The organism is Pseudomonas yamanorum (genome assembly GCF_900105735.1).
GTDB classification, from domain to species: domain Bacteria; phylum Pseudomonadota; class Gammaproteobacteria; order Pseudomonadales; family Pseudomonadaceae; genus Aquipseudomonas; species Aquipseudomonas yamanorum.
Genome location: NZ_LT629793.1, coordinates 1755045 through 1781117, shown reverse-complemented (window position 1 = coordinate 1781117; position 26073 = coordinate 1755045). Strand labels below are relative to the sequence as shown.

General features: G+C 60.0%; 22 protein-coding genes and 1 pseudogene. 15 read left to right on the top strand and 8 right to left on the bottom strand.

Features of this window, described 5'->3' with window-relative positions:
• The first annotated feature begins 1 nt into the window (after position 1).
• From BLU46_RS08590 to BLU46_RS08580, 3 genes are read left to right on the top strand one after another with little or no spacing between them, the layout of a single operon-like run.
• Positions 2–550 (top strand): hypothetical protein, encoded by a 549-nt coding sequence (locus tag BLU46_RS08590; RefSeq protein WP_017479180.1) that lies wholly within the window; start codon positions 2–4, stop codon positions 548–550.
• A 30-nt stretch (positions 551–580) separates the two neighbouring features.
• The gene (locus BLU46_RS08585) at positions 581–1357 is read left to right on the top strand and encodes a class II glutamine amidotransferase (protein ID WP_003210683.1); all 777 of its coding nucleotides are present in this window, start codon (positions 581–583) and stop codon (positions 1355–1357) included.
• A gap of 11 nt (positions 1358–1368) precedes the next feature.
• Positions 1369–1911 carry a DUF2937 family protein gene (locus BLU46_RS08580; protein ID WP_017479178.1) on the top strand — a complete coding sequence of 181 codons (543 nt, stop codon included), beginning with the start codon at positions 1369–1371 and terminating at the stop codon, positions 1909–1911.
• 110 nt (positions 1912–2021) lie between these two features.
• Here BLU46_RS08580 and BLU46_RS08575 read toward each other — a convergent pair whose 3' ends face one another.
• Positions 2022–2960, bottom strand: a complete 939-nt coding sequence (locus BLU46_RS08575) for a LysR family transcriptional regulator (RefSeq protein ID WP_063032526.1) — start codon at positions 2958–2960, stop codon at positions 2022–2024.
• Between the two features lie 176 nt (positions 2961–3136).
• Here BLU46_RS08575 and BLU46_RS08570 point away from each other — a divergent pair, with 176 nt between their 5' ends.
• Genes BLU46_RS08570 through BLU46_RS08560 form a run of 3 tightly spaced genes read left to right on the top strand, consistent with a single transcriptional unit; the run spans position 3137 to position 5501 of the window.
• Positions 3137–3880 carry a 5-oxoprolinase subunit PxpA gene (locus tag BLU46_RS08570; RefSeq protein ID WP_093200652.1) on the top strand — a complete coding sequence of 248 codons (744 nt, stop codon included), beginning with the start codon at positions 3137–3139 and terminating at the stop codon, positions 3878–3880.
• Positions 3877–4581 carry a 5-oxoprolinase subunit PxpB gene (gene pxpB / locus BLU46_RS08565; RefSeq protein WP_093200645.1) on the top strand — a complete coding sequence of 235 codons (705 nt, stop codon included), beginning with the start codon at positions 3877–3879 and terminating at the stop codon, positions 4579–4581. Before BLU46_RS08570 ends, pxpB begins: the two co-directional genes overlap by 4 nt.
• A complete protein-coding gene (locus tag BLU46_RS08560) occupies positions 4578–5501 on the top strand; it encodes a 5-oxoprolinase subunit C family protein (RefSeq protein WP_093200641.1) in 924 nt (307 codons plus the stop codon). The genes pxpB and BLU46_RS08560 overlap by 4 nt, the downstream gene beginning before the upstream one ends.
• Positions 5502–5637: 136 nt before the next feature.
• Here the strand turns inward: BLU46_RS08560 and BLU46_RS08555 are convergent, their stop codons facing one another.
• The 3 genes from BLU46_RS08555 to BLU46_RS08545 all read right to left on the bottom strand — a co-directional run bounded on the left by BLU46_RS08555 (position 5638) and on the right by BLU46_RS08545 (position 8892).
• Positions 5638–6816 (bottom strand): vWA domain-containing protein, encoded by a 1179-nt coding sequence (locus BLU46_RS08555; RefSeq protein WP_003210689.1) that lies wholly within the window; start codon positions 6814–6816, stop codon positions 5638–5640.
• Positions 6817–6827: 11 nt separating this feature from the next.
• Positions 6828–7673, bottom strand: coding sequence for an AAA family ATPase (locus tag BLU46_RS08550; RefSeq protein ID WP_093200637.1), 846 nt, complete (start codon positions 7671–7673; stop codon positions 6828–6830).
• Between the two features lie 142 nt (positions 7674–7815).
• Positions 7816–8892 carry a DUF748 domain-containing protein gene (locus BLU46_RS08545; protein WP_063032518.1) on the bottom strand — a complete coding sequence of 359 codons (1077 nt, stop codon included), beginning with the start codon at positions 8890–8892 and terminating at the stop codon, positions 7816–7818.
• A 123-nt stretch (positions 8893–9015) separates the two neighbouring features.
• Between BLU46_RS08545 and cysK the strand changes: the two genes are divergently transcribed.
• Entirely contained in the window at positions 9016–9990 is a 975-nt protein-coding gene (gene cysK / locus BLU46_RS08540; protein ID WP_063032516.1) for a cysteine synthase A, read from the top strand.
• A 186-nt stretch (positions 9991–10176) separates the two neighbouring features.
• Positions 10177–11115 (top strand): aspartyl/asparaginyl beta-hydroxylase domain-containing protein, encoded by a 939-nt coding sequence (locus BLU46_RS08535; protein ID WP_017479171.1) that lies wholly within the window; start codon positions 10177–10179, stop codon positions 11113–11115.
• 42 nt (positions 11116–11157) lie between these two features.
• Here the strand turns inward: BLU46_RS08535 and BLU46_RS32825 are convergent, their stop codons facing one another.
• Entirely contained in the window at positions 11158–11337 is a 180-nt protein-coding gene (locus BLU46_RS32825; RefSeq protein ID WP_157721293.1) for a hypothetical protein, read from the bottom strand.
• 43 nt (positions 11338–11380) lie between these two features.
• The gene (locus BLU46_RS08530; protein WP_093200632.1) at positions 11381–11923 is read right to left on the bottom strand and encodes a hypothetical protein; all 543 of its coding nucleotides are present in this window, start codon (positions 11921–11923) and stop codon (positions 11381–11383) included.
• 448 nt (positions 11924–12371) lie between these two features.
• Here BLU46_RS08530 and BLU46_RS08525 point away from each other — a divergent pair, with 448 nt between their 5' ends.
• Positions 12372–13232, top strand: a complete 861-nt coding sequence (locus BLU46_RS08525) for a DMT family transporter (RefSeq protein WP_093200628.1) — start codon at positions 12372–12374, stop codon at positions 13230–13232.
• A gap of 30 nt (positions 13233–13262) precedes the next feature.
• Here BLU46_RS08525 and BLU46_RS08520 read toward each other — a convergent pair whose 3' ends face one another.
• Entirely contained in the window at positions 13263–14159 is an 897-nt protein-coding gene (locus BLU46_RS08520; protein WP_063032512.1) for a DMT family transporter, read from the bottom strand.
• 72 nt (positions 14160–14231) lie between these two features.
• Positions 14232–15857 (bottom strand): annotated as a pseudogene (locus tag BLU46_RS08515) (methyl-accepting chemotaxis protein).
• A 411-nt stretch (positions 15858–16268) separates the two neighbouring features.
• On the opposite strand from BLU46_RS08515, the gene aceK reads away from it, so the two are divergent.
• The 6 genes from aceK (at position 16269) to BLU46_RS08485 (ending at position 25863) form a co-directional block, all read left to right on the top strand.
• Positions 16269–17990: a bifunctional isocitrate dehydrogenase kinase/phosphatase gene (gene aceK, locus BLU46_RS08510; RefSeq protein ID WP_093200623.1), complete on the top strand. Its 1722-nt coding sequence runs from the start codon at positions 16269–16271 to the stop codon at positions 17988–17990.
• Between the two features lie 70 nt (positions 17991–18060).
• A complete protein-coding gene (gene hrpA, locus BLU46_RS08505; protein ID WP_093200618.1) occupies positions 18061–21972 on the top strand; it encodes an ATP-dependent RNA helicase HrpA in 3912 nt (1303 codons plus the stop codon).
• Between the two features lie 228 nt (positions 21973–22200).
• Entirely contained in the window at positions 22201–23322 is a 1122-nt protein-coding gene (locus BLU46_RS08500; RefSeq protein WP_063032504.1) for a beta-ketoacyl-ACP synthase III, read from the top strand.
• 25 nt (positions 23323–23347) lie between these two features.
• The gene (locus BLU46_RS08495) at positions 23348–23962 is read left to right on the top strand and encodes an RNA polymerase sigma factor (protein WP_017479164.1); all 615 of its coding nucleotides are present in this window, start codon (positions 23348–23350) and stop codon (positions 23960–23962) included.
• On the top strand, positions 23956–24189 hold the full coding sequence (locus BLU46_RS08490; protein WP_093200614.1) for an anti-sigma factor family protein: 234 nt from the start codon (positions 23956–23958) through the stop codon (positions 24187–24189). The genes BLU46_RS08495 and BLU46_RS08490 overlap by 7 nt, the downstream gene beginning before the upstream one ends.
• A gap of 339 nt (positions 24190–24528) precedes the next feature.
• A complete protein-coding gene (locus tag BLU46_RS08485) occupies positions 24529–25863 on the top strand; it encodes an OprO/OprP family phosphate-selective porin (RefSeq protein ID WP_093200609.1) in 1335 nt (444 codons plus the stop codon).
• Positions 25864–26073: the final 210 nt, after the last annotated feature.

Sequence of the window (26073 nt, the reverse complement as noted above, 5' to 3'; positions counted from 1 at the left end):
GTTGGCCGACGGCATTGCAGCCTCGGCACTGAAAAGCCGTTATCATAGCGGCCTGTTTGCCTACCTTGCCATGGACACCATGACCGAGAACGACTATCTGATCGCTTGGGGCCTCTACGCCTTCGCAGCCCTGGGTTGCCTGTTGGTGTGGTTTGCCATGACCCGCTGGATGTGGCGCTGGCTGCGCGAACCGCTGCGGCTGCTGATGGCGGTGCTGCTGTTCAGCCCGACCATTGTCGACCCGGTGAAGACCCAGTTCGCCCCGGCCGTGGCCATCACCGCCCTGGACCTGGTGCTCAAGGTCGGCAACAACGCCTGGCGGGCGATTTCCGATCTGTTCATGTATTCCATGATCGCGTTTGGCGTGTACCTGGTGTTTGTGCTGATCCGCTGGCCCATCGAGCGTGCCTCCAGGGCCCGCCGTGAGCAGAAGGCCGCCGCTGCGGCAGCCGCTGCCGCCGAGCCGGAGGATGACGACGAACCCTTCGCCGATGAGCGTTACGGTCGCCCGGCACCTGTCAGCGGTATGCGGGTCGAACCGCGCCTTTAACGTTGTACGCCCTGTATCGAGAAGCCTGGCATGTGTGAATTATTGGGCATGAGTGCCAACGTACCGACCGATATCGTGTTCAGCTTTACCGGGCTGATGCAACGCGGCGGACGGACCGGCCCCCACCGCGACGGTTGGGGTATCGCCTTCTACGAGGGCCGTGGCCTGCGGTTGTTCCAGGACCCGGCGGCCAGCAGCGAATCGGAAGTCGCGCTGCTGGTGCAGCGTTATCCCATCAAGAGTGAAGTGGTGATTGGCCATATCCGCCAGGCCAATGTGGGCAAGGTGTGCCTGTCCAATACCCACCCGTTCGTGCGTGAACTGTGGGGCCGCAACTGGTGCTTCGCGCATAACGGCCAACTGGCGGACTTCAACCCCCGCGCCACGTTCTACCGCCCGGTGGGTGATACCGACAGCGAGGCGGCGTTCTGCGATTTGCTCAACCGAGTCCGTGAAGCGTTCCCGGAACCGGTGGACATCGAACAGGTGCTGCCTGACCTGATCGCCGCCTGCAGCGAATACCGCAGCAAGGGCGTGTTCAACTGCCTGCTCAGCGACGGTGACTGGCTGTTCTGCTATTGCTCGACCAAACTGGCACAGATCACCCGGCGCGCGCCGTTTGGCCCCGCACGGTTGAAAGATGTCGACGTGATCGTCGATTTTCAGGCCGAAACCACCCCCAATGACGTGGTGACGGTGATTGCCACCGAACCCCTGACCGAAAACGAGACCTGGACCCGCTACGAACCGGGCCAGTGGAGCCTGTGGCGACGCGGCGAATGTGTCAGCCAAGGCAAAACGGAATAAGGACGTCGAATATGTTGCTCAGCTATTTGCGACTGGTGTTGTTTGCCGTGGGTCTGTTGGTCGGTGTGCAGGTACCGGGATTCATCAGTGACTACGCCAAGCGCGTCGAAGCCCATCTGATCGAGGCCCAGACCGGCCTGCGCGGCTTTGATGCTACGGCGCAGCAGTTCTTCAACGGCGATTTGCAGGCGCTGGTGGCTCATTACCGTGCCAGTGACGACCCGGTGTTTCGCAGCGATGCCAACAGCCTGGGCACGTTGCTCGACCGCCAGGTAGCGCTGGATAAACAGTTCCAGGCGATGCAAGGCCCGTGGTACATCCGCGCGCTGCAAGTGGCCGTGGCTGCCGACCCGGCAATTCGCCAGGAAACCTGGAACGGCTACAGCTACATGCTGTTACTGACCCCGGAAGCCATGGGCTGGGGCCTGGGTGGGGCGATGCTGTTGTCGTTTGGCCTGGAATGCCTGTTCCGCCTGATCGACTGGGTGGTGTTGGGCGGCAAGCGCCTGCGCCAGAGCCGGCCGATTGAAGAGCGGGACCTCAAGGGGCTTTAAAGGCTGACGCGGTCAAATTGTGGGAGCGGGCTTGCTCGCGAATGCAGTGCGTCAGTGACATATAGGTTGGCTGGTACACCGCATTCGCGAGCAAGCCCGCTCCCACAGTTTTAAATCGGTTCCTTCAGTGGCATGGGTTTGCTCAGCACCATCAAACCCTCGCCGACCTTCTGCGCATACCGCTCCACCACGCTCTGGCACAGCGCCACAATCTCCTCCACCAACTCCACGCCTATTCGCCACGACACCACCACCTGCAAGTTCGGTGGTCGTTGCTCCATGGGCAGCATGGTCAATTCTCCTCGTGCCAACTCTTCGCTGACCAATACGGGCGGAAACGCACCAATCCCGAACCCGTCCCGCAGCAGGCGGGTGATCGCCGACACCGAGTTCACACAGCTCATTCGTGGCGCGGCTACGCCGTTCGCCTGCATCAGGCTGAGCACGTCCTGGTGCGGACAGGAGTTTTTCGAGTAGGTGATGATGCGCTCCTGGGCCAGTTCGGCGAGGGACGCGTAGTCGCGGTTGTAGATCGAGTGGCTGGCGACGATCCAGCCCATGGGATGGCTGGCAAGTTCCAGGCTGCGCACGGTTTCCTGGCGCAGCAGGTCGGTTTGCAGGATCAGGTCGAGAAAGCCTTTTTGCAACTGATCGCTGAGGTTCAGCGCGGTATCGGCGACCAACTCGATTTCCACCCGTGGGAAGTGGTCCGTCAGTTCTGCCACCAGCGCGCTTAGCCAAGTGTGGATCACCGTGTCCATCACCCCGATGCGGATACGCCCGACCTTGCTGCTGGTGGTTTCCAGGGACTGCTTGAGCCCTTGCATGGTCGCCATCATCTGCTCGGCATAATCGAGCACCTTCAAGCCCTCCGGCGTCAGGCTCACCCCCCGGGAGTCGCGCAGGAACAGCTTCACCCCCAGCTCGCTTTCCAGCACGGCGATGCGGCTGGAGATCGAGGCCTGGGTCGTGAACAGCTTCTCCGCCGTCAGGCGAAAGCTCTTGAGCTTGGCCACCCAGACGAAGGTTTCGAGGAACTTCAAATTCATGGGATCAACTTTTCTTATGCATGGATCGGTTTTTATTAGTTGGACGCAGCGTGTCGCAAACGCCAAAAATCGAGCTGTCTCACGATAAGCGTCGTTGGGGTTCAGGACAACATCGTTGCGAGATCTTGGTAAAAGATCCCACACTACAAAAAAACAAAGCCTACAGGAGCCCTACCGTGAGCCGCCTGCTATTGAACTGCGACATCGGAGAAAGCTTTGGCAACTGGACCTTGGGTCTGGATGCCGAGGTCATGCCTTTCATTGATTGCGCCAACGTTGCCTGCGGCTTCCACGCCGGCGACCCGAGCATCATGCGCAAGACCGTCAGTCTGGCCTTCAAGCATGGCGTGCAGGTGGGCGCACACCCGGCGTACCAGGACTTGCAGGGTTTCGGCCGCCGCTCCATGGCCTACACCCCGCAGGAAATCCAGGACCTGTTGCACTACCAGATCGGCGCCCTCGACGGTATTTGCCGGGCCCAAGGCGGGCGGGTCAGCTACGTCAAGCCCCATGGCGCGATGTACAACGACATGATGGCCAAGCCGGCGCAATTGCGTGCGGTGATCCAGGCCGTGGCGGCCTACGACGCCAGTCTGCCGTTGATGCTGATGGCCACCCGCGACAACAGCGCTGCCCAGGCCCTGGGCGACGAATATGGCGTGACCCTGTGGTTCGAAGCCTTCGCCGATCGTGCTTATGACAGCGCTGGCCATCTGGTCTCCCGCCAGTTGCCGGGGGCGGTGCACCACGATCCGGAAAAGATCATCCAGCAGGCCTTGATCATCGCCCGGGGTGAGCATCTGGTCGCCAGCGACGGCAGCCCGTTGCACCTGCAGGCCAATACCTTGTGTGTACACGGCGATAACGCCAGCTCGGTGGCCGCCGTGCAGCGCATCCGCGAGGCGTTGACCCCAGCATGAAACCACGGATTGAAGTCGTAGCCATCGACAGCCTGATGGTGCGCCTGTTTGATGTGATCGCCGAGGACAACATGCCCTGGATGCTCGCCGCCACCCGCCGTTTGCGGGAAGGTTTTGGCCCGGCGCTGGTGGACCTGGTGCCGTCCTACACGACCCTGATGGTGCATTACGACCTGATGGCGCTGAGCCCGGCCCAGGCGCGGGAGTTGATCGATCAGGCGCTTGAAGCGCTGCAGCCAAAGCCCAAGGGCAGCGGGCAATGCCATGTGTTGCCAGTCTGGTATGACCTGCGCGTCGGCCCCGAACTGCCGTTGCTCGCGCAGCGCAGTGGGCTGGCGGTGGAGGAGGTGATCCGTCGCCACAGCCAGCACGAATATCAGGTGTTCGCCTTGGGCTTTGCCCCGGGGTTTGCCTTTATGGGCCTGGTGGACGAACTGCTCGCAGCTCCACGGCTCAATACGCCGCGCAAGCGGGTGGCGGCCGGCAGCGTGGGGATCGCCGAGCGGCAGACGGCGGCCTATCCGGTGGTATCGCCGGGTGGCTGGAACCTGATCGGCCGCACACCGGCCAAGCTGTTTGATCGAGAGCGCGAGGGCTACAGCCTCATGCAGCCGGGGGACACCGTGCGTTACGAAGCGGTGAGCCATAGCGAATTCATCAACCTGGGTGGCGATGACACACCGTTGGAGGCCCAGGCATGAGCCGCTTGTTGATCGAGGCCAGCACCCCGCTGTGCTTGTTGCAGGACGCTGGACGTTTTGGCGTAAGGCACTTGGGCGTGACCCAGGGCGGCGCGCTGGATTGGGTGTCGATGTCGTGGGCCAATTGGTTGCTGGGCAATGCCCTGGATGCGCCCGTGGTGGAAATCACCTTGGGTGGCTTCACCGTGCAAGCCGAGGACTATTGTCTGCTGGCGCTGGCCGGGGCGGATTTGGGCGCTTATGTCGATGAAAGAGCGATCAGCCCGGGGCGCAGTTTTATTCTGCAAAAAGGCCAGCGTTTGCGGTTTACCCAGCCGTTCAGCGGCGCGCGGGCCTACCTGGCAGCGCCGGGCGGGTTTGATGCGCCGCAGGTGCTGGGCAGTTGCGCTACGGTGGCGCGTGAAGAACTGGGCGGGCTGGATGGCTTTGGCCGAGCGCTGGCTGAAGGTGCGCAGTTGAGCTATTCAGGTGTGGGCGGTGCGATGCGGGTGTTGTCTGCGGAGCAATTGCCGAAACTGGATTCGAAGGCGCCACTGGAGGTGATCCTCGGGGCGCAGATCGGCCAGTTCGGCGGGCAGAGTCTGTTTGACGTGTTCAACAGTGAATGGACCCTCGACAGCCGTGCCGACCGCATGGGCATGCGCTTGCTCGGCACACCGCTGGAATATCAGGGACCGTCGCTGATTTCGGAAGGCATCCCGCTGGGCGCGATCCAGGTGCCACCGGATGGGCAGCCGATTGTATTGCTCAATGATCGGCAGACCATTGGCGGTTATCCGCGACTGGGTGCGTTGACGCCATTGGCGCTGGCGCGGCTGGCGCAGTGTTTGCCGGGGGAGAAGGTGAGGTTGGCGCCGGTGATGCAGGAGACGGCGCATCGGCAGCAGGTGGAGTATTTACGCCGCTTCGCCAGAAACTAAAGACCACCGCAGGACAAAGTGTGGGAGCGGGCTTGCTCGCGAAAGCGCAGTGTCAGTCACCGAATATATTGGCTGATACACCGTCTTCGCGAGCAAGCCCGCTCCCACATTTGATCGTGGTTGTCTGGGAAACAGGTTACTTCGACAAAAAGCGCATCCCTTCCTCAAGCCCACGCAACGTCAGCGGAAACATCTGGTCCTCGATCAAGTCCCGGACTATCCCGGTGGACGCCGTATAGCCCCAAGTGTCTTTCGGGTACGGATTAATCCAGATCAGCTTCTTGTACTTCTCCATGAACCGCTGCATCCACACATACCCGGGCTCTTCATTCCAGTGCTCGACGCTGCCGCCAGCCTGGGTGATTTCATACGGCGCCATGGCCGCATCGCCGATAAAGATCACTTTGTAGTCGGCGCCGTACTTGTGCAGCAGATCCTGGGTCGAGGTGCGTTCCGAGCCCCGGCGCATGTTGTTCTTCCACACCGATTCATAAATGAAGTTGTGGAAGTAGAAATACTCCAGGTGCTTGAACTCGGTCTTGCACGCGGAGAACAGCTCTTCGCAGGTCTTCACATGGGCATCCATCGAGCCGCCGATGTCGAACAGCAACAGCAGCTTGATGGTGTTACGCCGCTCCGGGCGCATCTGGATATTCAGCAACCCGGCATCGCGTGCCGTATGGTCGATGGTGCCGTCGATGTCCAGCTCTTCCGCCGCCCCCTGACGCGCGAACTTGCGCAGGCGGCGCAGGGCGATCTTGATGTTGCGGGTGCCCAGTTCCACCGAATCATCGAGGTTCTTGTACTCGCGCTGGTCCCAGACCTTGACCGCTTTGCCCTGGCGCTTGCCGGCATCACCCACGCGAATGCCTTCGGGGTTGAAACCGCCGGAGCCGAACGGGCTGGTGCCGCCGGTGCCGATCCATTTGTTGCCGCCGGCGTGGCGTTCCTTCTGTTCTTCTAGACGCTTCTTGAACTCCTCGATGAGCTTGTCGAGACCGCCGAGGGACTGGATCTGCGCGCGCTCTTCGTCGGTCAGCGAGCGTTCAAATTCCTTGCGCAGCCAGTCTTCGGGAATCAGTGCTTGCAGGTGATCGTCGAGTTTTTCCAGGCCATTGAAGTAGGCGCCGAAGGCCCGGTCGAACTTGTCGAAATGCCGTTCGTCCTTCACCAAAATCGCCCGGGCCAAGTAGTAAAACTCGTCCATGTCGGCGAAGGTCACGCGCTGTTTCAGCGCGTTGATCAGGTCCAGCAGCTCACGCACCGAGACCGGCACCTTGGCTGCACGCATTTCATTGAACAGGTTGAGCAGCATGGCAATCGCCCTTATCGGTTACCGCGACGGCTCATGAACGCCAGGCGCTCCAGCAACTGCACGTCCTGCTCGTTTTTCACCAGGGCACCGGCCAGGGGCGGGATGGCCTTGGTGGGGTCGCGCTCGCGCAGTACCGCTTCGCCGATGTTGTCGGCCATCAGCAGTTTCAGCCAGTCCACCAGTTCGGAAGTGGACGGTTTTTTCTTCAGGCCCGGTACCTTGCGCACGTCGAAGAACACATCGAGTGCCTCGCTGACCAGGTCCTTCTTGATGTCCGGGTAGTGCACGTCGACGATCTTTTGCAGGGTGGTGCGGTCCGGGAAGGCGATGTAGTGGAAGAAGCAGCGGCGCAGGAACGCGTCCGGCAGCTCTTTTTCGTTGTTGGAGGTAATGATGATGATCGGGCGTTTCTTGGCCTTGATGGTCTCGTCGATTTCGTAGACGTAGAACTCCATCTTGTCGAGTTCTTGCAGCAGGTCGTTGGGGAATTCGATGTCGGCCTTGTCGATTTCATCGATCAGCAAGATGACCCGTTCCTCGGACTCGAAGGCTTCCCAGAGCTTGCCCTTTTTCAGGTAGTTGCGTACGTCATGCACCTTGTCCACGCCCAGCTGCGAGTCCCGCAGGCGGCTCACCGCGTCGTACTCGTACAGGCCCTGATGGGCCTTGGTGGTGGACTTGATGTGCCAGGTGATCAGCTTGGCGCCAAAGGTTTCGGCCAGTTGCTCGGCGAGCATGGTCTTGCCGGTGCCCGGTTCGCCCTTGACCAGCAGTGGCCGCTCCAGTGTGATGGCGGCGTTGACGGCCAGTTTCAGGTCATCGGTGGCAACGTAGGCCTGGGTGCCTTCGAACTTCATCTATCAATCCTCGAACGTGACGCCGAACGGTCGGGGACCGAAGCGGGCGAGTAATCAGCTTTGCCCGACTATACCGCGCAGCCCCGGCGACTGTGAACGCAGACGGGCTATTCAGTCTCTGAATGGGCAGTCACGTTGAAGATCAATCTGTCGAGGGCTTGGGCTGTTCATAGCGGGCGTTGAAAGCCTGGACGAAACCGTTGCGCAAAATCTGCAAAAACGCCTGGAACGCGCTGATATCTTGCTGGTGCACGTTGCCGCTCAGCTCCACGCGGGTGGCAAACTGGTTTTTGTTCTGGTTTTTCAACACGGTCTCGCTGGCGCCCACCACGGCCTCCCAGATCGAGCGGAAGATGCTCTTGTCCTTGTTCTCGACATCCTGTTGCCAGTTGAACACCTCGACGTTGCGCAGCAAAGGCTTGATGTAGCCGGTCAATTGGCCTTTTTCGGCCTGGGCTTCGACCACCAGATCGCCGGTGCCCGCATTGAAGTCAAATTTGCCGTAGGCCGAGGCGAAGTCATTCATGCGCTTGAGTTGGATATCCCGGGCCCGGAAGCGGAATTCGAAGTTTTCGAAATTGCTCAAGGGGTCAAACGTCGCGGTGGCTTCCAGCGGCGCCTGGCCCAAAAACAGTGCCTTGCCATCGAAACGCGCGTCGCGCTGGCCTTTGACGTCCACCACGTTGGTCAGGTTGTAGAAGGTCGCGTTGACCTGAGTGGCATACATGTTCACCGGCGGTTTCGAGCTGAAGTTATGGAAGGCGATTTTCCCGTCGTTGATGTGCACCTCATTGAGGGTGATCGGCAACAGTTTGCCCAGTTGTTCCCGCCAGTCGGTGCCCTGACCGGTCTGGGATGCCTGCTTGTTGGTGCCGCCGTCGACGAAATTCAGTTCCGGCTTGATGAACTGCGCCTCGGCCACCACCGCGTGGTCGTACCACAGCGAATGCCAGCTGACCGACAGGTCGATCACCGGCGCCTTGACGAACGGTACCGGCACCTTGCCGTCGACCTTGACGATCTGCAACCCGTTGATTCGATAGGCGCCGCGCCACAGTGCCAGGTCGACATCGGTGACTTGGCCGCGGTAATCGCCCATGTCGGCGAGTTTGTCATTCAGGTAGTTGCGCACCAGATAGGGCAGGGCGATATCCAGGACGACCAGCAGTACCACGACCCCGGCGAGGGTCCAGAGGGGCCAACTGTAGCGACGTTTCATGGGAATTTTCTCCATCCGTGTAGGCGATTGACTGCTGCCGTCGCCGGACGTTCGCTTGACTGGACGCCTCGCAACACGAGGCATACCCTTGGGGCCTTCCTGAAATTGCCTTAAGGACCCGTCATGAGCCGCATTTTTGCAGACAACGCGCACTCCATCGGTAACACGCCCCTGGTTCAGATCAACCGCATCGCCCCGCGTGGCGTGACTATCCTGGCCAAGATCGAAGGGCGTAACCCGGGGTATTCGGTGAAATGCCGGATTGGCGCAAACATGATCTGGGACGCCGAAGGCAGCGGCAAACTCAAGCCGGGCATGACCATTGTCGAGCCGACGTCCGGCAATACCGGCATCGGCCTGGCGTTTGTTGCCGCCGCTCGTGGTTACAAGTTGTTGCTGACCATGCCCGCTTCCATGAGCATCGAGCGCCGCAAGGTGCTCAAGGCCCTCGGCGCCGAACTGGTGTTGACCGAGCCGGCCAAGGGCATGAAGGGCGCGATCGAAAAGGCCGGCGAAATCCTCGCCAGCGACCCGGCCAAGTATTTTATGCCGGCCCAGTTCGAAAACCCGGCCAACCCGGCGATCCACGAGAAAACCACCGGTCCGGAAATCTGGAATGACACCGATGGTGCCGTGGACGTGCTGGTAGCAGGCGTAGGCACCGGCGGCACCATCACTGGGGTGTCGCGCTATATCAAGAACACCCAGGGCAAGCCTATCTTGTCGGTGGCGGTGGAGCCCATCAGCTCGCCGGTGATTACCCAGGCGCTGGCCGGTGAAGAGATCAAGCCCAGTCCTCACAAGATCCAAGGCATTGGCGCCGGTTTTGTGCCGAAAAACCTCGACCTGTCGATGGTCGACCGAGTCGAACTGGTCAGCGATGAAGAGTCCAAGGCCATGGCGTTGCGCCTGATGCAGGAGGAGGGGATTCTCTGCGGTATCTCCTGTGGCGCGGCAATGGCCGTGGCGGTGCGCCTGGCGGAGAAGCCGGAAATGCAGGGCAAGACCATCGTCGTTGTGCTGCCTGACTCCGGTGAACGCTACCTGTCGAGCATGCTGTTCGCCGATTTGTTTACCGATCAGGAAAACCAGGCTTGATTCAAATCAGCGCGATGGCGCGGCCCTTATGCATAATTGGCCCGTTATCGCGCACCGCTAGATGCTGATTGTTGGAGTGCGCGGGTTTTTCCCGAGGCCCGGAGTGTTTATCATGGCCGGCTGCTACGTCTGGTTTCCCGATAATGGGAGGCTAATGGCCAGACGCCTATTTCCAGGAGTTGCTGCATGACCTTTTCTTTGGCCGCCAAACTGTCGGTGTTGCTGCTGTTTATCGGCAGTACGCTGTACGTGCATTTGCGTGGCAAGGCCCGCTTGCCGATGTTGCGTCAGTTCGTCAACCATTCGGCGCTGTTCGCCCCGTATAACGCCTTGATGTACATCTTCTCCGCCGTGCCGTCCAAGCCGTACCTGGACCGCAGCAAGTTTCCGGAGCTGGACGTGCTCAAGGACAACTGGGAAGTGATTCGCGAAGAGGCCATGCACCTGTTCGACGAGGGTTACATCCGCGCCGCCGAGAAGAACAACGATGCCGGTTTCGGCTCGTTCTTCAAGAAGGGCTGGAAGCGGTTCTACCTCAAGTGGTACGACAAGCCGTTGCCGTCGGCTGAACTGCTGTGCCCGAAAACCGTGGCCCTGGTCAGCAGCATTCCCAACGTCAAGGGCGCGATGTTTGCCCTGTTGCCCGGTGGCAGCCACCTCAACCCGCACCGTGACCCGTTTGCCGGTTCCCTGCGTTACCACCTGGGCCTGTCCACGCCGAACTCCGACGACTGCCGTATCTTCGTCGACGGCCAGGTGTATGCCTGGCGTGACGGTGAAGACGTGATGTTCGACGAGACCTACGTGCACTGGGTGAAGAACGAAACCGAGCACACCCGGGTAATCCTGTTCTGCGACATCGAACGCCCGCTGAGCAGCCGCCTGATGACGCGCATCAACCGTTGGGTCAGCGCCCAACTGGGCCGCGCTACCGCGCCGCAGAACCTGGATGACGAACGCGTTGGCGGGATCAACCAGGCGTATGCCTGGAGCAAGCGCTTCAGCGACAGCTTCAGCGGTGTGGTCAAGCAGTGGAAGCGCAAGCATCCGAAGGCTTATCGCATCCTGCGGCCGGTGCTGGCAGTGGTAGTGCTGACGGCGTTGGGGTATTGGTTGTTTGGTTAAGGCTTTTGCAGGCATAAAAAAACCGCTCGATTGAGCGGTTTTTTATGCTTTTGATTTGTTGGGGTTGCCCGCTAAAAGGCTGGGCTCATCAACGCTGGTCGTCATGGCTGCACTGAGAAAACGGCGCTGATTGGCGGTGAGTGCTAGTGCTGGTACTCCAGACTCTTTTATTGGCTTCGATGATGATTTTTGGCTGACGGAGTTTTTAGGAACTGCTCCCATATTAGCCTCCACTGTTGATCATTAATTGAACATGGTTACGATGCTAAGCCTTCTCTACTGCTATCACAAGCCTCCCTTGGGAGTCGAAGTCAAAGCCTAGATTCCTGTAGACGGGAATTGCACCAGGCGCGGGTTCTTGAATCTCTATCCACTGACTGCCGATGATCTGTGCGTAATGATCAACGGCGATCATCGTCAGCGCAGCGATACGGCTTTTCAATGGATGGGTTTTTCCGGGTTTGCCTTCTAGTCGGATGATTTTGATCCGCAACCGACTTTGATTTGGGTTGGCAAAGCACAACCCACATAATTCGACGTCGAACCAAATGGACAGGTCAACCGCCAGTGGCTCATGCGCTTTCCACGTTGCAATCTCCTCCCAGTTAAAGTGTGGGGCCTCATCCCATTCTTGATAGGCAATCAATGCCTCGGTGTTGATGGGCTCAAATCGCACCTTGGTCAAGTCGACGTCATTGCTTTCATCCTGTTTAAGGGCTTCGTACCACTGCCTTGTAGAGGCTTTCGCAAGGTGTAGCGCCTTTGAGCGGTATAACTGATAGCGCAGAGAATCGCGTTTTTTTGGCATTGGTCATCATGAGTTAAAAGCCCCCCGGATTCGGAGCGGATTGGTTTTTCCCAAGGCTAGTGGTGTTGACCCAAGCTGTCCTTACTGGCCTTTTGGCGAAGTCATTGCAAAGCATGTCCCCAGCTGGTTATAGTCGACCGCAGGTGTTTTCAGACACCTGTCCATCCCTTCAAAAAAGATCAGCACATGCCAGCTTCCTTGCGCATAGCGGTAGTCGATTCAGCGGTCAACGCTGCGGTCGTGCCGTGCGGGAACCAGCAGCCTGTGCAGATCAGTCACTACCCCCCACCTGTCAGTAGCACGCCGGTGTACGCAGTCGTATCACCGCCGGGTGTTGGCATTTCGGGCTGATCAGCTGATGGCTGTTCCCCCTGTGCCCGCCTGAAAAAAACCTACTGAATTTCAGCCTTTGCTGAGTTGGCTTTTTGCCTGATTACAGGTGGTATCCATGTCTGTTATTTCGAAACAATCCGTGGCCGCGGCGGCCTCGACGAGCCTGTTTGTCTTGCTGTGGAGCAGCGGGGCGATTTTCTCCAAATGGGGCCTGGCCCACGCTTCGCCCTTTGCGTTTTTGCTGATCCGTTTTGCCATCGCCCTGGCGGGGTTGGTGATACTGGTCCCGATCCTCAAGCTGAAGTTGCCGCGTCCCGGCAAGCCGATGCTTTACGCGGCGGCCACCGGGCTGGTGCTGTTGGGGGCTTACCAGATTTTTTACCTGCTGGCCCTGGACCTCAAAGTCACGCCCGGCATGATGGCTACCATCATGGGCGTGCAACCGATCCTGACCGTGGTGTTGATGGAGCGTCAGCGCTCCTGGAGCCGGATGTTCGGCCTGGCGCTGGGGTTGGCGGGGTTGATCATGGTGGTGTACCAGGGCATCGGCATGTCCGGGATGTCCCTGGCGGGCATACTTTTTGGCCTGTTGGCCCTGGCCAGCATGACCTTCGGCTCGATCATGCAGAAGCGCATCACCGATAACCCGCTGGGCACGCTGCCGGTGCAGTACTTCGCAGGCTTGTTGTTGTGCTCGGTGTTTGTGCCGTTCCAGCCGTTCCACTTTGAACACAGCAGCGGCTTTTTCGTGCCGGTGCTGTGGATGGGCTTGGTGGTGTCGCTGCTGGCGACGCTGTTGCTGTACCGGCTGATCGCTCGGGGCAACCTGGTGAATGTCACCAGCTTGTTCTATCTGGTGCCCGCGGTGACGGCCGTGATGGATTACCTGATCTTCGGCAACAAGCTGGCAATCCTGAGCTTGCTGGGGATGGGCCTGATCATTGTCGGATTGGCTTTTGTGTTCCGTAAGAGCTGATCAACCCCAGCTGTAGGAGCCGAAACGCTCCTACAGCTTCCCGGCCAATTTCCCTGGCCGAAGCACCAGCCACAATGCCCCCGCAATCAACAGCCCACCATACAGATGCGCCATGGACAGCGGTTCATCCAGGAGCAATGCACCCCATAACACCCCGAACGGCGGAATCATGAAGGTCACGGTCATCGACTTCACCGGGCCGATGGAGGTCAGTAAGCGGAAGTACAGGATGTAGGCAAACGCCGTACATACCAGCCCCAATCCGAGCAACGACAACCACACAGGCCAGCCACCCCAACTGGCCGGTGGATGGCTGATGGCACTCCAGGCAAACAGCGGCAGCAGGAACAGCGTGGCCCCGAGCATGCTGCCCAAGGCTGCGAGACGACTGTCCAGCCCGCCCCGTTGATCGAGCCAGCGCCTTGCCAGGAAGCCCGCAAAGCCATAACAGGTAGTCGCCAACAAGCACGCCAGCGCGCCCATCAGCAGTTCCATGTCGAAGGCCACCGGCCCGGCGCGGGTCAGGATGCCAACGCCGAACAGCCCCAGGCACACGCCGGCAATTTTCGACGGCGTCAGACGCTCACTGAAAAACAGCCCGCCAATCAGCACGCCCATCAGCGGCGTCGTGGCATTGAAGATCGCCGAGTAACCGGCCGGCAGCACTTGGGCCGCCACCGAATACATGGTCGCGGGAATGCCCGAGTTGATGACGCCCAGCAACAGGACCGTCTTGAACTTGCCTTGGAAATCCCAGCTCACCCGCATCATGGCGAGGATCACCAGCAGGCCGGTGGCGGCAATCGACACCCGGAAAAATGCCGTAGGAATGGTGCCGATTTCCGGCGCGATAATTCGCATGAACAAAAAACTCGCGCCCCAGATAGCGGCCAGCACCAACAGGTGGAGGGTGTCGACAGGTCTCACGGAAAAACTCCTGTTTGATAAGGGCGGAAGTGTTGCCCACGGACCTGTCTGACACAATCGCTAATACATGTTTTACAGCACGAAGCGCGTTACCAAGCCATTGAGGTCCACCGCCAGCCGCGACAGTTCCTGGCTGGCCGCCGAAGTCTGGGTGGCACCGGCGGCGGTTTGTGTCGACAGGTCCCGAATGTTCACCAGGCTGCGGTCCACCTCTCGGGCCACCAGTGCCTGCTGCTCGGCGGCGCTGGCGATCACCAGGTTGCGCTGGCTGATCTACGAGATCGCCGCAGTGATTTTCTCCAGCGCACTGCCGGCGCTGTTGGCCCGCTGCAAGGTCTGGCCGGCGTGTTCGGCGCTGCTGTTCAAGGCCCCGACGGTGTCCTGGGTACCTTGCTGGATGCCGTTGATCATCTGCTCGATTTCTTCGGTGGAGTCCTGGGTGCGCTGCGCCAGGGAGCGCACTTCGTCCGCCACCACGGCAAAACCGCGACCGGCCTCGCCTGCGCGGGCCGCCTCAATCGCCGCGTTGAGCGCCAGCAGGTTGGTCTGACCGGCAATCCCGCGAATCACTTCCAGTACTTTGCTGATGTCCTGGGCCTGCACCGCCAGGCCTTCGGCCTTGGTAGAGGCCCCGAGCACTTCGTCCACCAGGTTCTGGATCGAGCTGATGGTCTCGCTGATCTGGTAATGGCCGTGCTTGCTGTCTTCGTCGGAGGCCTTGGACGCTTCGGCGCTGGACACCGCATTGCCCGCCACTTCGTCTACTGCTGCGCTCATCTGCGTCACCGCGGTGGCAGCCTGTTCGATTTCATCGTTCTGCGCCTGCAGGCCGCGGGTGCTCTGTTCCATCACCGAGCTCATCTCTTCGGCCGCCGAGGCCAACTGCTGCGACGATTCGCTGATGCCACGGATGGTGTCCTGCAGGTTGGTCTGCATGGTGGCCAATGCGCTGAGCAATTGCGCCGGCTCGTCTTTGCCTTCCACAACGATCGGCCGGCTCAGGTCGCCGGAGGCGATGGTACGGGCCACCGTCAGTGCCTGGCCAATGGGCGCGGTGATGCTGCGGGTCAGCAGCCAGGCCAGCAACAAGGTGGCGAGCAGGGCGGTGACGATGATGCTGCCGACCACCCATTGGGCGCTGGTGTACATCTGCGCCGCCGACTCTGCGGCGCCTTCCACACCTTTTTGATTGAAGGTGATCATGTCTTCCAGGCTTTTATTGAGGACCATGCCTTGGGGCGCCAGCCGGCTGTTGAGCAGGTCCATGGCGTTTTGCTGCTGGTCCTGGTCGACCAGTTGAATCATCTGGGCGACGATCGTCATGTAGGTCGCAACGTTGGCTTTCAACTGCTTGAGCAGGTCGCGTTCTTGCTCGTTGCTCAGCAAGGTTTCGTGACGCTTCAGCAGTTCTTCAAGGTCGCCACGTTGGCGGGTGATCAGGTTTTTGCTGTTGTCGCGCACCCGGGACTCATCGGTGGTGAGCAAGCGCAACGCTTCCAGGCGGATGCTGGCGACATAGGCGGCGCTGTCGTGAATGTTTTCAATACTCGGCATCCACGACTCTTCGATGATCAGCGCGCTTTCCCGCAGCTTGGCCATCTGGCCTAAACCAAATAGGCCGACCACGATCAACAGGCTGGCCAACACCCCAAAACTCAGACTGGCGCGCAGGCCGATCCCCATATTCCTCAATGACATCTCAATGCTCCTTGGTCGATTAGAACCTGTTCCCGGACCGGTCTTCTGACCTTGTTAGGTGGGAGAGGGCGCGCTATATAGCAAAGAGCCATCATGAAGGTAATAAGGGTTTCCCTTACGTTGGATCCAATGCTCCAAAGGGAAGTGAGGTCCAGCGTGCTAGAGCAAATACTCGGGTTTTCCAGGGGCTCCCGGGGGAGGCCCGTGGTTAAAGGCCTTCAGATGAAACGTTTAACTTGGCTGAACTGACTTCTAGGTTTTTTATTGACCGAATGGTCGACTTAATAAAACTGAAAATAAATGTACAAAATGAACAAACCTGTACAAGGCTGAACGAAAAAATGTCCCTTCTCCTGTTCCTGCACACTGGCTAAGCTCAGCTCACTCCAAATGCCCGCAGAGGTTTCCCAAATGCCGCAGCAAACGCCCGCCCTCGACATTGCGCAGATGATCCTCGACGGCTTCGACGACTACCGCGAGCACTTCCGCCAGATCACCGATGGCGCCCGGGAGCGTTTCGAAAAGGCACAGTGGCAGCAAGGGCAGGCGGCCTCGGCGGCGCGCATCAACCTGTATGAAGACAAGGTCAGCGAAGTCACGGCGCGGCTGCGGGCGGCCTTCGATGAAGCCGTGTTACTCGACATTGCCGCCTGGCCGCTGGTGAAAAGCGCCTACATCAGCCTGATCGACCTGCGGTTTGACGATGAGCTGTCCGAGACCTGGTACAACTCGACGTTTTGCGGGCTGTTCAGCCATGACCTGATCAGCGACGGCTGCATGTTCATTCACACCACGCGGCCGAGCCTGCGCCGCGCCCGGGCGGCGCAGACCCGCACCTACAAGCCGGGCGGCAAGCTGGCAGGCATGCTGGAACAGATTTTCGCCGACTACCGTTTCAGCGAGCCCTACGCCGACTTGCCCGCCGACCTGCGCCGCCTGGAAGCGCAATTGCGCGAAAACCTGCCGGACTGGGTCTGCAAAGACCCGGACCTCAACGTCGAACTATTCTCCTCGGTGCTGTACCGCAACAAAGGCGCGTACCTCGTAGGGCGCATCTACACCCGCGACGAACAGTGGCCGCTGGTGATCCCGCTGCTGCATCGGGAAGGGCGCGGCATCCAGATCGACGCGCTGATCACCGACGAAGCCGACGTGTCGATCATCTTCTCGTTCACCCGCTCCTATTTCATGGTGGACGTGCCGGTGCCGGCGGAGTTTATCGGCTTCCTCAAGCGCATCCTGCCGGGCAAGCACATCGCCGAGTTGTACACCTCCATCGGCTTCTACAAACACGGAAAATCCGAGTTCTACCGGGCGCTGATCAACCACCTCGCCACCACCGACGACCAGTTCATCATGGCCCCGGGCGTGCGCGGCATGGTCATGAGCGTGTTTACCCTGCCGGGCTTCAATACCGTGTTCAAGATCATCAAGGACCGGTTTTCGCCGTCGAAGAACGTCAATCGCGCCACGGTGATCGAGAAGTACCGGCTGGTGAAAAGTGTCGACCGGGTAGGGCGCATGGCAGACACCCAGGAGTTCGCCGACTTCCGTTTTCCGTTGAGCAAGTTCGAGCCCGAATGCCTGGCCGAGCTGCTTGAAGTCGCCGCCGGCACCGTCGAAGTGGAAGGCGATACGGTACTGATCCGCCACTGTTGGACCGAGCGGCGCATGACCCCGCTCAACCTCTATCTCGAAAACGCCAACGAAGCCCAGGTCCGCGAGGCGCTGGAAGACTACGGCCTGGCGATCAAGCAACTGGCGGCGGCGAATATTTTCCCTGGCGATATGTTGCTGAAGAATTTTGGCGTCACCCGCCATGGTCGCGTGGTGTTCTACGACTATGACGAAATCTGTTTCCTGACCGAGGCCAACTTTCGCCACATCCCGGCACCGCGTACTCCGGAAGATGAAATGGCCTCCGAGCCCTGGTATTCCATCGGCCCACTGGATGTGTTCCCGGAGGAATTCCCGCCGTTCCTGTTTGCCGATGCTGGCCAGCGCCGGCTGTTCGACGAACTGCACGGCGAGTTGTACAACGCCGACTACTGGAAAGGTCTGCAAGAGGCGATTCGCGCCGGCAAGGTGATCGATGTGTTTCCTTACCGGCGCAAGGGCCTGGACAATGAATGAGGGGAGCGCGTGGCGGCGCTTTTCTGCGACAATCCGCCCCCTGCCTACATAGACGACCTTTGCGTACCTGATGACTGACCAAGCGCCCGCTATCGACCAACTGCTGAAAAACCTCGATCACGCCATGCTCGCCGACCGCCACCGCTTGCGGCGGCAACTGCTTGAGCTGCGCAAGAAACCCGATGAGGAAAAACTTGCGCAGTGGGTGACGCGGATGCAGGCCTCCTGCGCCCAGGTGACGGCGCGGCGTGCCAGCCTGCCGGTGATTCGCTATGACGACAGCCTGCCGATCGCCGCCAAGCGCGACGAAATCAAGGCGGCGCTGCTCAAGCATCAGGTGCTGATCATTGCCGGTGAGACCGGCTCGGGTAAAACCACCCAGTTGCCGAAAATCTGCCTGGAAATCGGCCGCGGCCAATACGGCCTGATCGGCCATACCCAGCCGCGCCGGATTGCGGCGCGCAGCGTGGCAAGCCGGGTCGCGGAAGAACTGGCGACACCGCTGGGATCCCTGGTGGGTTACCAGGTGCGGTTTGAAGATCAGAGTGATTCCAACACCCTGATCAAGCTGATGACCGACGGCATCCTGCTGGCCGAAACCCAGAACGACCGCTACCTCGAACGCTACGACACGATCATCGTCGACGAAGCCCACGAGCGCAGCCTGAACATCGACTTCCTGCTGGGCTACCTGAAAACCCTGCTGCCGCGTCGTCCGGACCTCAAAGTCATCATTACTTCGGCGACCATCGACCTGGAGCGCTTTTCCAAGCACTTCGACGATGCGCCGATTGTCGAAGTGTCGGGCCGCACCTTCCCAGTGGAAACCTGGTACCGCCCGCTGACCCTGGAGCAGGACGAAGAGGGCAACCGCGTCGAGGACGACCTGACCGTCGACCAGGCGATTCTCGCCACCCTTGATGAGATCGCCGCCTTTGAACGCAGCGAACGCAAGAGCCCCGGCGATGTGCTGGTGTTCCTGCCCGGCGAGCGCGAGATTCGCGACGCCGCCGACATGCTGCGCAAGGCCCAGCTCAAGCACACTGAAATCTTGCCGCTGTATGCGCGCCTGTCGCCGGCGGAGCAGCAGCGGATTTTCCAGTCCCATCCGGGCCGACGCGTGGTGCTGGCGACCAACGTCGCGGAGACCTCGCTGACCGTGCCGGGCATTCGTTATGTAATCGACAGCGGCACCGCGCGCATCAGCCGTTACAGCTACCGGGCCAAGGTCCAGCGCTTGCCGATCGAGGCGATTTCTCAGGCCAGCGCCAACCAGCGTAAAGGCCGCTGCGGGCGGGTTGAGCCGGGGATTTGCGTACGCCTGTACAGCGAAGAAGACTTTATCGGTCGTCCGGAATTTACCGACCCGGAAATCCTGCGCACCAACCTCGCGGCCGTGATCCTGCAGATGCTGCACCTGCGCCTGGGCGAGATCACCGATTTCCCGTTTATCGAGCCGCCGGATGGCAAGGCCATCAGCGACGGTTTCAACCTGCTGCAAGAGTTGTCGGCCGTCGACCGTAACAGCCAGCTCACCGCGATGGGCCGCCAGTTGGCGCGTTTGCCGGTGGACCCGCGCATGGGCCGCATGTTGCTGGAAGCTGCCAAGCTCGGCAGCTTGCAGGAAGTGCTGATCGTCGCCAGCGCCATGTCGATCCAGGACCCGCGCGAGCGTCCGCCGGAACGCCAGCAAGCCGCCGACCAGGCTCACGCACAGTGGAAGGACCCGGATTCGGACTTCGCCGGGTTGGTGAATCTGTGGCGTGGTTTTGAAGAGCAGCGCCAGGAATTGACCGCCAGCCCGTTGCGTAACTGGTGCCGCAAGAACTTCCTGAATTACCTGCGCCTGCGGGAGTGGCGTGATTCCCACCGTCAGTTGAGCCTGATCTGCCGCGACATGCAGTTGACCGTCAACAAGGAGCCGGCGGATTTCCCGAAACTGCACAAGGCGGTGCTGTCCGGCCTGCTGAGTCAGATCGGCCAGAAGACCGAAGAGGGCGATTACCTCGGCGCGCGTCAGCGGCGTTTCTGGATTCACCCTTCCTCGGGCATCGGCAAGAAGCGCCCGCAGTGGCTGATGACTGCGGAACTGGTGGAAACCACCAAGCTGTATGCACGGATGGTGGCCAAGATCGACGCCGACTGGATCGAGCCGTTGGCCGGGCATTTGATCAAGAAAAACCACTTCGAACCCCATTGGGAGAAGAAGCGTGGCCAAGTGGTGGCGTTTGAGCAGATCACCCTGTTCGGGTTGATCATCGTCGGGCGTCGGCCGGTGCATTACGGGCCGATTGATCCGGTGACGTCCCGCGAGCTGTTTATCCGTGAAGGCCTGGTGCGCGGCGAGATTCAGTCCCGGGCCCGCTGCCTGACGGCCAACCAGCAACTGCTGGAACAGCTCGACGAGCTGGAAGCCAAGGCCCGCCGGCGCGACATCCTGGCGGACGAGGAAACTCTGTACGCCTTCTACGACGCGCGCCTCCCGGCCGAGATCCACCAGACCGCGACCTTCGACAGTTGGTACAAGGTCAACAGCCAGAAAGACCCGCAGCTGTTAATCATGCGCGAAGAAGACGTGCTGGCCCGCGAGGCCAGTGAAGTCACTGCCGCCCATTACCCGGACACCTTGCACCTGGGCGACCTGGCCCTGGCCTTGAGTTATCACTTTGAACCCAACCATCCCCGGGACGGCGTGACTTTGCGCGTGCCGGCGCCGCTGTTGCCGGCCTTGCCGCCCGAGCGCCTGGAGTGGCTGGTGCCGGGTGTGATCGAGGCCAAGTGCATTGCCCTGGTGCGCAACTTGCCCAAGGCCCTGCGCAAGAACTTCGTGCCGGTACCGGATTTCGTCAAGGCCGCCCTGCAACGCATCGAATTTGGCCAAGGCTCGTTGCCCCAGGCATTGGGGCGCGAGTTGCTGCGCATGACCGGGGCACGGGTCAGCGATGAAGCCTGGGCCGAGGCCGCACAACAGGTGGAAAACCACCTGAAGATGAACCTGGAAGTGGTCGACGGCCAGGGCAAGTTCCTCGGTGAAGGCCGCGACCTGGCCGAGCTGACTGCACGTTTCGCTGAAGCCAGCCAGGCCGCATTGGCCGTACCGCAGACCGCGAAAAGCCAGCAGCCGGTGGAAGCCAAGGTCTTTGCGGCGGTGGCCGAGAAAACCCAGCAAAACATCGCCGGCCTGTCGATGACGGTGTATCCGGCATTGGTGGAAGAAAACGGCACGGTCAAGGAAGGACGTTTCTCCACCGCCGCCGAGGCGGAGTTCCAGCACCGTCGGGCCTTGCAGCGTTTGCTGCTGCAGCAACTGGCCGAGCCGGCAAAATTCCTGCGGGGCAAGTTGCCCGGCCTGACCGAGTTGGGCCTGATGTACCGCGAGCTGGGGCGTATCGAGGCCCTGGTGGAAGACATTCTGTTGGCCAGCCTCGACAGCTGCGTGCTGGAAGGCGAAGCCAGCCTGCCACGTGACGGCGCCGGCCTGGCCGCCTTGGCCGAGCGCAAGCGTGGCAGTTGGACCGAACATGCCGAGCGCCAGGCGCGCTTGACCCTCGAAATCCTGAAACTGTGGCATGGCCTGCAAAAACGCTTCAAAGGCAAGATTGACCTGGCCCAGGCCGTGGCTCTCAATGACATCAAGCAGCAATTGAGCAACCTGGTGTATCCCGGTTTCGTGCGGGAAACCTCGGCGCAATGGTTCAAGGAGCTGCCGCGTTTCCTCAAGGCTATCGAGTTGCGCCTGGAGAAACTGCCGAGCCAGGTGCAGAAGGATCGGGTCTGGAGTACCGAACTGAGTGGGTTGTGGAGCCAGTATCAGAATCGCCTCAACAAGCACGCCCAGGAAGGCAAGCGCGACCCTCAGTTGGAGCTGTATCGCTGGTGGCTGGAGGAATACCGGGTATCGCTGTTTGCCCAGCAGTTGGGCACCAAGGTACCGATTTCCGACAAGCGCCTGAGCAAGCAATGGAGCCTGGTCGAAGCGTGACCACAATCCCGGGGACAGGCGCCCGTCGAGCAAATGGCGCCAAACCCCAGGCTTTATGGCAAACTTCGCGGTTATAAATGCCGGGATCGTCGAATTGGGCTGGCGCAGCCATGGCGCGATGGAATAAAGCGTTACCAGTTTGAAGGCCGCTGGGCGGCATAAAACTACTTACGGTTTGGTACGACGGTACCAATACCCTTCTGCCTGAACAGATTTAGAGGAACGACCGTGCATAACGTCGTCATCAGCGGCACAGGCCTGTACACCCCGGCCAACAGCATCTCCAACGAAGAGCTGGTGCAGTCTTTCAATGCTTACGTGCAACAGTTCAACCTGGATAACGCCGCAGCCATCGAACGCGGTGACGTCGAGCCGCTGACCGAATCCAGCGCCGCCTTCATCGAAAAGGCCTCGGGCATCAAGAGCCGCTTTGTCATGGACAAGGCCGGCATTCTCGACCCACAGCGCATGGCGCCACGCCTGCCTGAGCGCTCCAACGACGAGTGGTCGATCCTCTGCCAGATGGCCGTCAGTGCTGCCGAGCAAGCCTTGCAGCGCGCCGGCAAGACCGCCGCCGACATCGATGGTGTGATCGTCGCCTGTTCCAACCTGCAGCGGGCGTATCCAGCGATTGCCATTGAAGTCCAGGAAGCGCTGGGTATCCAGGGTTTCGGCTTTGACATGAACGTGGCCTGTTCCTCGGCGACCTTCGGCATCCAGAATGCCGCCAACAGCATCCAGCTGGGCCAGGCCCGGGCGATCCTGATGGTCAACCCGGAGATCTGCACCGGCCACCTGAACTTCCGTGACCGCGACAGCCATTTCATCTTTGGCGATGCCGCCACCGCCGTGATTCTCGAGCGGGCCGACCTGGCCACTTCCGAGCACCAGTTCGACGTGGTGAGCACCAAGCTGCTGACCAAGTTCTCCAACAACATCCGCAACAACTTCGGTTTCCTCAACCGCGCGGCGGAAGAGGGCATCGGTGCCCCCGACAAGCTGTTCGTGCAGGAAGGCCGCAAAGTCTTCCGTGATGTCTGCCCGATGGTCGCCGAGTTGATCGGCAAGCACCTGTCGGAAAACCAGCTGAATGTCGGCGACGTGAAGCGCTTCTGGCTGCATCAGGCCAACCTCAGCATGAACCACCTGATCGTCAAGAAACTGCTGGGCCGTGAGGCTTCGGTGGAAGAAGCGCCGGTGATCCTCGATACTTACGCCAACACCAGCTCCGCGGGTTCGGTGATTGCGTTTCACACCTACCAGGACGACTTGCCCAAGGGCGCTGTGGCCGTGCTCAGCTCGTTTGGCGCCGGGTATTCGATCGGTAGCGTGATTCTGCGCAAACGCTGATCATGTTTTGAAATCGAGGTCTTGAATGGCAGCAGCGGACGACGCGCACCTGCTTGAACGATTGCTCAAGGGTGAGCAGCGGGCCTACAAGGAGTTGGTCACCACCTACCAGAGCGCGATGCGTGCCGTGGCCTATGCCATCGTTGGCCAGCGCCATGCCGATGAGGTGGTCCAGGACGCCTGGCTGTCGGTGGTGCGCAACCTGGCGAAGTTCGAGGGGCGCTCCAGCCTCAAGACCTGGCTGCTGACCATCACGGCCAACTCGGCCAAAGGCCGCTACAAGCAGAATCGCCGGGAAGTGCTGCTCGATGACCTGCCATCGCCCCACGGCACCATCGGCGATGACCGCTTTGTGCCTGACGATGGCCACTGGGCCGTCGCGCCGTTTGCCTGGCATCAGGACACTCCCGAAGCGCTGCTCACCGAAGACGAGCTGCGCAAATGCCTGGAACACACGCTGGCCAGTCTTTCCGAGCTGCAAAGCAGCGTACTGCTGCTGCGCGAACGTCAGGGGCTGGAGTTGGAGGAGATTTGTAATCTTCTGACACTATCGCTCTCCAATGTTCGTGTGCTGCTGCATCGAGCACGGCTTAAAGTCTTCGCCACGGTGGAGCATTTTGAGGAAACCGGCGAATGTTGACCTGTAAAGAACAAGTGGCGCGTTCCAGTGACTATCTCGATGGGCAACTGACCTTTCGCGAACGTCTGCTGGTGCGTCATCACCTGATGTTCTGCCCCAACTGCCGGCGCTTTATCCGGCAGATGCGCTTGATGCAGGCGACCCTGAAGATCCTGCCCGAGCCGCCCATCGACGATGTTGATGCGTTGGCCGAACGCCTGGCCGCCGAGCGTTCCCGCGACCAGTAATACCCGTCACTTTTCACACAAAAACGAAGCCCGCATCGATAAATGATGTGGGCTTTTTTTTGCTCAAAAAATAAACGACATGAAAAAATATTCATTTTTCTCGATTGTTTTTACATTTCGCAACATCTGGCATTTTTACCATTTTTATAGGCTGAAGCCTTGATTTACGTAGGCTTCGTCTTATTTCGAATGGCTATTAAAAAGTTCCCGAGTAACAAAATCTTTATGTTCCAGCAACCCGGCTGAAATATCCCCTCGCCAAGATCGCCCCCCAACACCAGCGGCTCTAAACCGCGTGTTTTACCAATGCACAAGACCATCAATTAGGGGAATTCTTCGATGATCCGTAAGCACTTCGCCGGTTTCGCGGCCAGCGCCTTGGCCCTGGCTGTCACCGCCCAGGCTTTCGCCGGTACTGTCACTACTGACGGCGCCGATATCGTTGTCAAAACCAAGGGCGGCCTTGAGGTTGCAACCACCGACCAGAATTTCAGCTTCAAGCTGGGTGGTCGTTTGCAGGCCGATTACGGTACGTTTGATGGCTTTTACACCAAGAATGGTGACTCGGCTGACGCGGCCTATTTCCGCCGTGCCTACATCGAGTTCGGCGGCACCGTCTACAAGGACTGGAAGTACCAGGTCAACTACGACCTGTCCCACAACTCCGGCAACGCCGATGATGGTTACTTCGACGAAGCGTCCCTGTCCTACGCCGGCTTCAAGCCTGTCGTGATCCGTGCCGGCCGCTTCGACGAAGACTTCGGCCTGGAAAAAGCCACCAGCTCCAAGTGGGTGACCGGCATCGACCGCAACGCGGCGTATGAAGTCGCTGACTGGATTCACTCCCACGCCAACGGCATGGGTATCCAGGCCAGTTCGGTCGTCGGTGACATGGCTTACCTGTCGGCCAGCGTTTCTTCCAAGGACATCAACGACAAGAACGGCAAAGGCGTGAAGCAATTCAACGCCCGTGCGGTGTTCGCACCGATGCATGACACCGGCAACGTGCTGCACCTGGGCCTGGATTACGCGGTACGTGACCTGAAAGACACGGCCTTCGACTCGCGTATTCGTCCACGTCTTGGGGTTCGTGGCGTTTCCACCAACGGCGGCAACGATGCCGGTGCCAACGGCAACCGAGCGACCTTTGGTGGCGGTGTGGGCCTGGATTCCGGCAGCCTGACGGCGAACGACGCCTACGACACCGACACCGTGTTCGGCGGCGAATTTGCATTCGCCCGTGGTCCGTTGTCCCTGCAGGGCGAATACCTGAACCGCAAGCTGAAGGCCGACAGCAGTGCCTATCAGGACGTGAAAGCCAGCGGCTTCTACGGCCAGGTGGCGTACACCCTGACCGGCGAATCCCGTGTCTACAAACTCGACGGGGCCAAGTTCGACACCATCAAGCCCGAGAACAAGCAGTACGGCGCGTGGGAAGTGTTCTACCGCTACGACAACATCACCGTGGATGACAAAAACGTGGTGCGCAACACCGCCACTCGGGAAGTGGGCGATGCCAAGGCCAACCTGAACATCATTGGGGTGAACTGGTACGCCAACGAAGCGGTGAAAATCTCTGCCAACTACATCAAGGCCAAGACCGACAAAATCGTCAACGCCGCCGGTGACGACAGCGGTGACGCCATCGTGGCCCGCGTGCAGTACGTGTTCTAAGCAACCCGCAATACCGCTCCAAAGCGCTTTTTCTTCATCCGTCAAAGCGCTCCTCATTTGGTTTGCCCCGCCGTTTGGCGGGGCTTTTTTTTTGCGTCGAGTCTTGTAGGCGCGAGCTTGCTCGCAAAGAACCAGAGATCACCGCGTTCTGTCAGAATGCTCGCGTTATCGTTAACGACCATCGCGAGCAAGCTCGCTCCTACACAAAGC